Genomic DNA, 7,061 nt, shown 5'->3' with positions numbered 1-7,061 from the left:
CCGTGCCCGCACAGCGCGGTGAAGCAGGAAGCCCCCGGAAGGGTCAGCCGACCCAGGCCGGAATCCCTGGACTTTAGGCCAGGGAGCACGTCAAAGACGACGACTTCACCGAGCTGACCCGATGGCTCCGCACCACCATGAACACTCGCTCCTGACCACCGCTTTAGGAGTCCGATCCAGACCGCCACCGCTGCTGCCTGCGCTGCTGCCTCCTCCCGGCGAGCAGATCACCGAGCGCACGGTCAGCGGCACCGGCGGCTTCATGGTCGCCGGACAACGCATCCGGCTCGGCCGGGGCCATGCCCGCCAGGTCGTCACCGTCCACCTGGACGAGACCAGCATCCGCGTCTTCCAGGGATCCGAGCTGATCACCACCGTCCCACGCGTCACCGGGAAGGAGGTGGTCGTCCGCAACTAGGGAGGGCGAACACAACCCGCCGGAAGATCGTGTGACCGCCGCGTCAGGAGGGCTCGGAGGACTCCGCGGGCGGCCACTTGGCCAGCCTGGCACGGGCTTCCTCCGCAATGACCGGCCACGGGTCGTCAACCAAGCGCGCAACCGCCGAACGCGGCGAGCGTGGATGGCCCGCAACGAGCCTCCGCACAGAGTCATGCGGATCGTCGACCAACCGTTCCAACAGCTCAGACGGGCAATTGCGCTTGCTCGCCACCCGGTTCCGGACCCGCCAGTCGGGATCCTTGATCAGAGCGGCCAGAATCTCCGGCGGCACAGTTCTGTTGTGCGCAGCCCAAAAACGCATGTCGGGATGGTTGCGCACCAGCTCCCACCAGACTGCCAGCGGCAAGGCCGCCCACGCCGAGCGGTTGTACTCCGCCGGGTCCTCGCTCTCTCGCAGCCGGATGAACTCCTCCACGGAGGTGATCTCAGAGAAGCGGTCCGTCATGGCAGCCAGTAAGCCACGATGTCCAGGAAGACGTCGGCCCGAGCGGATCAACGGCAAGCGGGCTCCTGGCGCCGCCGGGCCGGACGCCACGGTCCGTAAGGCTCGGGCCGCTGCCGCGCGGAGAGCGCCCGACAAGCCATCTGGCACGCGGCGACTGATCACCACACACAGCAAAAGGCCCAGGTTTTTGACCTGAGCCTTCTCCATGGAGCGGGTGACGAGAATCGAACTCGCGCTCTCAGCTTGGGAAGCTGATGTTCTACCATTAAACTACACCCGCGTAATACGGACGGACCGCTGACCCAAGGGGTCGATGTCCGAACGCTCGCTCACTGTACCTCATGGCGGACCGCGGGTGCCCGGACGCCGCCGCGCGGGTCGTGGGAGTTGAGGGGATCCCCGTGCGGGGGACGCGAGTTGGGGCGTACCGTGGGGGCGTGGGAGAGGGTCCGGGCGAGACCGGAGTGCCGCCTGGAGAGTCGTCTCTTTGATCCCGTAATGTGGCTTTTGTCGTCAGGGCAATGAGCCCGACGCGGCTCTTGGGGAAGGGACTTAAGGGACTTGATGGAACGCACCGTCGTCCGCTGTGCCGATGGGCACGTCTTCAGCACCGCCTCGTTCCCGATGCAGCAGGCCGAGCGCCTCGGCCCCGGCCGGCTCATGCGGTGTCCACGGTGTGCCCGGCTCCGCAGCGTGGTGCCCGTCGCCCTGCAGAAGCGGTAGCGGGCAAGAGCGGGCAAGAGCGGGCAGACTGAGCGGCCGGTTGGAGCAACAGCACGCCGAGTGACCGGCTGAAGACCCAGTGACCAGTTGAAGGCCCAGTGGCCGGGTGAAGATCGAAAAGGCGCGTGGAGTCGTCGCGATTGTCGTGGCTCCGCGCGCCTTGCGTATCCTCGCTACGTGCTTCTCTCAGACAAGGACATCCGGGCCGAGATCGACGCCGGGCGGGTACGGATCGATCCCTATGACGAAACCATGGTGCAGCCGTCGAGCATCGACGTGCGGCTGGACCGCTACTTCCGGGTGTTCGAGAACCACCGCTACCCGCACATCGACCCCTCGGTCGAGCAGGCGGACCTGACCAGGCTGGTCGAGCCCGAGGGCGATGAGCCGTTCATCCTGCACCCCGGGGAGTTCGTGCTGGCCAGCACGTACGAGGTCATCTCGCTCCCCGACGATCTCGCCTCCCGCCTGGAGGGCAAGAGCTCGCTCGGGCGGCTCGGACTCGTCACGCACTCCACCGCCGGGTTCATCGACCCGGGGTTCAGCGGCCACGTGACCCTGGAGCTGTCCAACCTCGCCACGCTGCCGATCAAGCTCTGGCCGGGCATGAAGATCGGCCAGCTGTGCATGTTCCGGTTGAGTTCGCCCGCCGAGTTCCCCTACGGCAGTGAGCGCTACGGCTCCCGCTACCAGGGGCAGCGCGGGCCGACCGCCTCGCGCTCCTTCCAGAATTTCCATCGGACCCAGGTGTGAGGGCGACCAGATCATGAGTGACGTGCGGGAGAACCTGACCTACGAGCGCTTCGGCGTCGCCGTCCGTGAGCTGGCGCAGACCATCGCCGACGACGGGTACGAGCCCGACATCATCCTGAGCATCGCGCGCGGCGGCGTGTTCGTGGCCGGCGGGCTCGCCTACGCCCTCGACTGCAAGAACATCCACCTGGTGAACGTCGAGTTCTACACCGGTGTGGGAACGACCCTCGAGATGCCCGTCATGCTCTCGCCGGTCCCCAACGCCATCGACTTCTCCGACAAGAAGGTGCTCATCACCGACGACGTCGCCGACACCGGGAAGACGCTGAAGCTCGTCCACGACTTCTGCCTCGACCACGTCGCCGAGGTGCGCTCCGCCGTGATCTACGAGAAGTCCCACTCCCTCGTGAAGTGCGAGTACGTGTGGAAGCGGACCGAAGACTGGATCAACTTCCCGTGGTCTGTATTGCCTCCATGCCGTAAGTCTGGCACGCCGATCACGCCGTCGAAAGATGCTCTCTGAGGCTCGTCGGGCATTGACCGGATCTGTGTCCTGGTGCCTCTGCTGCCCGTGTAGTGGAGGCACCAGGCACGATCGTCATGCGCGTGGGGGTCTGGTGTCGTCGAGCTCATGGCGCGCCGCTGAGACGAACTCTTCGAGCGTCTCTTTGAACGGCTCAATGGCCTTGTCTCGGCACTGGTGGTCTGGTGGGCTGGCGACTGTCCCGGCGTCTTCCAGAAGCTCTTCAGCCTGGGACCTGTCGATGATCTCAGCCGATTGAGCGGCGGTGAGAGCCTGCCGTGCATCGGCGCGCGCTTCCCCTCGAAGCCTGAGTTGTGACGGCGGCAGCTCGGCGTCGTCCGCGAGATCGTCGGCCAGCTCGACAAAATGCTTCACTCGGCTGAGAGCCTGGAGCGCTCTTCTCGCGCGCTCCGCCGTAGCTGGGGACTCACGCACCTTGCTTGCGACAACCAGAGCCCGCCACCCCGAGTAGACCGGGAAGTCGTTCTTGATCCCGCGGATGACAGCCTCTCCATGAAGCTCGACCGCACGGGCCTGTTCATGGACGTAGTGAGGGCCATGGAAGAGGATGCTGGCAGCGGCTGCGCGTACAGCCGCGCCACGGTTCCCAAAGAGGTCGGGACCTTCGGGCCCGGGTGTGGTGTCGAGCCGGGCGAACTGCACCAGGTCAGCGATGAGGGCTTGGGATGCCTCAGCGAGTGTGCTGTACGCGGCTAGTCGCTCTTTATGGTTCAGCTGTTCGAGCGTGGCTGCGTACTGAGCGTGGGCTTGGGCGGCGGCGGCATCGATGACTGCTTGAGCCTGGGACCGCGCCGCAAGTACTGACCCAAAGAACCCTAACGCGGCGCCGAGCAGGGCCCCGCCGGTGCCGATGCCGACAACTATCAGCTCATGATCCATGACGTAGTAATGGTGGCGCATGGCTGCGGCTACAGGGGCGGCCTTCCAGAGAGTCAGGCGGGCGACCCCTGCAGGGGAGCCGTGATCCATCAGCTTCATCAGCTGCGGTGCAGCCACTCAATCGCTTGGGGGCTGTAGTGAGCCAACGTTGCCAGTGCTGACAGGACACTCGCGAAGGCACTGAGTGCTGTAATAGCCATGCGCGTCCGCTCCAATGGATCTTTCCTCTCGACTTTGCTGTTTTGGGAACTGTCGGGCCCCATCTCCTTGCTTGTCGGGTTGTTGTGCGAAAGGTCGTCCGGCCTACCCATAGAGGCATTCCTCTCACGCACCTTGCGCGGGCTCCGGCGCGGGACAGGGCATGGGTGGAACGTGCTCGGCTGCTGCATCGAAGGATCACATGACAGAGGCCCCGGTAGCTCCGGGGCCTCTGGGCGTTCTGTGGTCCGACGTCATTCCCGCCAGACGGGGTCGATCAGGTCAGGATCGAAGATCCGCTTTCCCCTTCCGGCCGGGTGGATGATCACCGCCGAAAGGCTGTGAAGGATGATCTCCTGTTGGCGCTCGATGGGAAGATCGAAGAACTCCTCTTCCGTCAGGTCCTCGGTGCGGCCCTTCGCCTCCCTCTGCTTCTGCTCCTTGTAGAAGCGACGGCGTTCCAGCTTCAACTCGTCGCGCAGCCCTCTCCTTGGCGGGCAGCAACTGCAAGAGGGTGGACACGCTGATCTGCTTTGCCTTCTCAGCCTCAACGAGTTGGCGGATGTCGGTGTTCACGTCCTCCAACTCCTGCTCGCGCGGCCACCGCTGGTCTTCGGGCGCATCGGAACCTGCGGCCCTCTCACGCTTCTCCTCAGGCATCAGCCGCACGATGTGTTTGTCCACGGGCTCGCCCACGCGCCCCACCTTGCCGCACCCGCCGTTGACCACTGAGCACTGGTAGGAGTACTTCGAGGCCTTGGAACCGGGCGTCCACTTGCGGTTGAGCTGCCCCCGGATCTTGGTCTTGCAGTGACCGCACCGCGCGATGCCCGAGAGCAGGTATTTGCGAGCGAGTGACTCGCCGGGGTGCTTCTGCTTTCGCTCGGCCACGGACGCGCACACCGCCTCCCACTCCTCGACGGTGTTGATCGGATCCCATTCGCCCATGACGGGCTGGCCGTCGTCGCCGTAAAGGATCTCGCCGTGGTACGTCCGGTACCCGACCAACCGGGGGTTGGTGAGGATGTGCTCCACCTGGTGGTGAGCCATGCGCTTGGTGCCCTCGCGAGGGTTCCCGAGTCCCTCTTCCTGCCAGCGCGTGCGAATCGTGCCGATGCGGACTCCGGCCAGGATTTCTCGCTGTGCAGCTCGGATGGCCCTTTCAGCCTCGGGGTCGACCTTGCTCCGGTCGTCCTTGCGCCAACCGTACGGCGCCGGACCGCCGCTGTCCTTGCCCTGCTGGGCCAACTCCCGGTGCTTGCGTCTGATCCGGCGTGAGGCGTCGTGGGACGACTTGTTGGCGAACGCCACCATGATTCGTGCCATGGTGCGGCCGTCCGGTGTCCCTAGGTTCACGTCGTTGGTGACCGTCGCGAACTCCAGTCGTGGGCGCTCGTCGAAGATCTCGATCAGCCGTTCAAGGTCACGCGGCTGGCGGGCGAGACGGTCAAGGTCGTACGCCACGATCCCGTCGATGAGTCCGGCGCGGAGATCGTTCAACATCAGCTCGAACTCGTCGCGCACCACGTTGCGCTTGAACGCGGACACGTCGTTGTCCTCGTAGACCTTCACGGCCTGCCAGGAACGGAGATCGGCGAGACGGTCACAGTCTGCTTGCTGCCGGGCGACGCCCATCGCCTCGCCCTCGTCGTCCCGCGAGATGCGGGTGTAGATCCCCACCTTGCGTGCCACTGTCGGGCCCTCCCCTGACTGCGCCATGCTGCGACGATGCCGGAAGGGCCTACTACCCTCGTACGGTTTACTCAGCCCACAGCGTCGAGCCGCCGGTGGTGAAGCGGTCCGGGCAGGTTCTCGACGCCTGAGGCGGGCGGGAGAGCACCCAGCGCACCCAGCGCACCCAGGGCACCCAGGGCACGCGGAGTACGCGGAGTACGCGGAGTACGCGGAGTACGAGAGCATGCGAACGGGCCCCGGCCATTGCGGCGCCGGGGCCCTTTCGCGTAGGCGTCACCGCCTCAGAACGTGCCCAGCTTCACGATCGACAGCAGTGCGATCAGCTGGATCGTGGACGCGCCCAGTGCCTTCGGCCAGGGCAGGTCGTGGGAGCGGGACACCATCAGGGTGAGCAGGGCGCCCGCGCCGATCCAGGTGACCCAGCCGAGGATCTGGACGAAGCCGGCGTCGCCGCCGAAGAACATCGCGAAGACCAGGCGGGGGGCGTCCGTCAGCGACGTGATCAGCATGGACAGGCCGACCGTGGGCTGCCAGGCGCCGTCGCCGCCGAGCTGGCGGGCCAGGGTGTGGGTGACCACGCCCAGCACGAACGCGCTCAGCACCATGGCGATGGCCGTGATCAGCACGATCGGGACCGCGTTGGACAGCGTCGCGCTGATCGCGTCCTTGCGGGCCCCGTCGAAGCCGAAGACGGCGAGCAGGCCGTAGAGGAACGTGACGATCAGGGCCGGCGCCCACATCGTGTAGTCGCGCATGCGCAGGAAGGTCTGGTCGGGGGAGAAGATGATCCCCTTCAGCAGTTCCTTCCAGTGCAGGGGCGGGCCGATCGGTCCGGGCGGGGCGGCCGAGCCGGCGTGGTAGGTCGAGCCGTTCGTGTAGCCGGAGGCCTCGTCGATCGAGAACGCCTGGGTGTGGCCCGGCTGGTTCGCCGCGTAGGGGTCGTGACCGCCGTGGCCCTGGTGTGCGTAGCCGTCGTCACCGAAGTACTCGGGCCCGCCGTCGGCCGGATAGCCGTACGGCTGCCCCGGCCCCTGTGCCTGACCCTGCCCCTGTCCCGGGTACGACGGTTGGCGCCCCGCGGGGTAGCCGTACGACGGTCCCTGCGGAGCGTGTTGTCCCTGGGGAGCATGATGCCCCTGGGGCGTGCGGTTGTTCCGGCCCCCGCCACCGTTCCTGAATCCAGCCACGTCTTCGAACGTACCTGGTCCCGGAGAGCCGTGTGCCGGGCCCGGCGTCCGGGCCGGGCATTGGGGCCGAGCTGTGACATCCCCTAGGGCGCGTATCGGGTCGTGATCAATCTGCGGGCTTCCCGCTCGCGGTGATCTTCGATCCTGTAGACCGTCTTGTGTGACACGAGTGCAACT

The 7,061-nt window shown here is 66.2% G+C and carries 7 protein-coding genes, 1 tRNA gene and 1 pseudogene; 4 read left to right on the top strand and 5 right to left on the bottom strand.

Annotated features, from left to right (window positions below; translation table 11 throughout):
• Positions 1 to 196: 196 nt before the first annotated feature.
• Positions 197 to 453, top strand: a pseudogene (locus ACGFYV_RS37365) (IS481 family transposase); the annotation flags it as partial.
• A gap of 8 nt (positions 454 to 461) precedes the next feature.
• Here the strand turns inward: ACGFYV_RS37365 and ACGFYV_RS37360 are convergent.
• A complete protein-coding gene (locus ACGFYV_RS37360) occupies positions 462 to 905 on the bottom strand; it encodes a hypothetical protein (protein WP_393883004.1) in 444 nt (147 codons plus the stop codon).
• Between the two features lie 206 nt (positions 906 to 1,111).
• Positions 1,112 to 1,185, bottom strand: a tRNA-Gly gene (locus ACGFYV_RS37355).
• A 284-nt stretch (positions 1,186 to 1,469) separates the two neighbouring features.
• On the opposite strand from ACGFYV_RS37355, the gene ACGFYV_RS37350 reads away from it, so the two are divergent.
• The 3 genes from ACGFYV_RS37350 (at position 1,470) to ACGFYV_RS37340 (ending at position 2,904) form a co-directional block, all read left to right on the top strand.
• Positions 1,470 to 1,628, top strand: a complete 159-nt coding sequence (locus ACGFYV_RS37350; protein ID WP_215448021.1) for a hypothetical protein — start codon at positions 1,470 to 1,472, stop codon at positions 1,626 to 1,628.
• A 177-nt stretch (positions 1,629 to 1,805) separates the two neighbouring features.
• A complete protein-coding gene (dcd, locus tag ACGFYV_RS37345; RefSeq protein WP_067004673.1) occupies positions 1,806 to 2,381 on the top strand; it encodes a dCTP deaminase in 576 nt (191 codons plus the stop codon).
• Between the two features lie 13 nt (positions 2,382 to 2,394).
• On the top strand, positions 2,395 to 2,904 hold the full coding sequence (locus ACGFYV_RS37340) for a phosphoribosyltransferase (RefSeq protein ID WP_393883003.1): 510 nt from the start codon (positions 2,395 to 2,397) through the stop codon (positions 2,902 to 2,904).
• A 75-nt stretch (positions 2,905 to 2,979) separates the two neighbouring features.
• On the opposite strand, the gene ACGFYV_RS37335 is transcribed toward ACGFYV_RS37340, so the two are convergent.
• From ACGFYV_RS37335 to ACGFYV_RS37325, 3 genes are all read right to left on the bottom strand, one after another.
• The gene (locus ACGFYV_RS37335) at positions 2,980 to 3,903 is read right to left on the bottom strand and encodes a hypothetical protein (RefSeq protein WP_393883002.1); all 924 of its coding nucleotides are present in this window, start codon (positions 3,901 to 3,903) and stop codon (positions 2,980 to 2,982) included.
• A gap of 381 nt (positions 3,904 to 4,284) precedes the next feature.
• On the bottom strand, positions 4,285 to 5,694 hold the full coding sequence (locus ACGFYV_RS37330; protein ID WP_393883001.1) for a recombinase family protein: 1,410 nt from the start codon (positions 5,692 to 5,694) through the stop codon (positions 4,285 to 4,287).
• Between the two features lie 284 nt (positions 5,695 to 5,978).
• On the bottom strand, positions 5,979 to 6,884 hold the full coding sequence (locus ACGFYV_RS37325; protein WP_393883000.1) for a Yip1 family protein: 906 nt from the start codon (positions 6,882 to 6,884) through the stop codon (positions 5,979 to 5,981).
• Between the last annotated feature and the right edge of the window lie 177 nt (positions 6,885 to 7,061).

The organism is Streptomyces sp. NPDC048297 (genome assembly GCF_043201585.1).
Classification (GTDB): Bacteria; Actinomycetota; Actinomycetes; order Streptomycetales; family Streptomycetaceae; genus Streptomyces.
The sequence above is the reverse complement of the archived record's forward strand: the minus strand, read 5'-3'. Positions and strand labels throughout refer to the sequence as shown.